This window comes from Sediminibacterium sp. (genome assembly GCF_051860225.1).
In the GTDB taxonomy this organism is placed as follows: domain Bacteria; phylum Bacteroidota; class Bacteroidia; order Chitinophagales; family Chitinophagaceae; genus Sediminibacterium.
Window position 1 is genome coordinate 1 of record NZ_JBHYEI010000012.1, and the last position, 673, is coordinate 673.

Genomic DNA, 673 nt, shown 5'->3' on the forward strand with positions numbered 1-673 from the left:
CTTTATCAACCTAATTACTGTTCAACTTTACATTAAAAAGGTAGTTTTTTATTTGTTTTTATGCACAGTTCATGTTATGCGTTCGGTTTTCTGTCTTCATACAATTATTTCTGCTTGCCAATATTCAAAAGTATTTGTTTGTCCGTTGTCCAATTTAATGTCGTAAGAAATTTTAGTTGTGTCAGAAATTTGAAATTCAACCTCTTTCTTAAATAAACCACCTGCGTAAGACAAAGAATGATATTCTCCGTTTTCTCCGCAGACATCCACATTGTTTGGCAATGAGTTTATTAAAGCTATGTCCAATTCTTTCCCAATAAATGTGTTGTCTAATTTGTCTGCCTGCGTAACAATAATTTTCGTTTTTATTCCTGACTTTAGAAAGTCGTCTATGATTTCGGTAGATGATTTGTCCCAAAGCGGTTCTACCACTTCAATTCCTAAGGGGTTGAGTTTACTTTCTCTGAATGTTTTAACATCTGCCAAAAAAATGTCACCAAAAATGAAATGAGTAACGCCTTGCTTTTTAAAATGGTCAACTGTTTCACGCATTTTGCTGTCATAGTTTGACAGGTCTTTAGCAAATAATACGGTATGAAGCGGAATACCTATACTGTCCGCTTGTCTTTATAATACTTCTAAGGGAACAGAATGAATAGATGATTTCAATGTT

At 33.6% G+C, this 673-nt stretch carries 1 protein-coding gene; it reads right to left on the reverse strand.

Annotated features, from left to right (window positions below):
* Positions 1–96: 96 nt before the first annotated feature.
* Positions 97–612 (reverse strand): hypothetical protein, encoded by a 516-nt coding sequence (locus ACTIEI_RS14795; RefSeq protein ID WP_439507051.1) that lies wholly within the window; start codon positions 610–612, stop codon positions 97–99.
* Positions 613–673 lie beyond the last annotated feature (61 nt).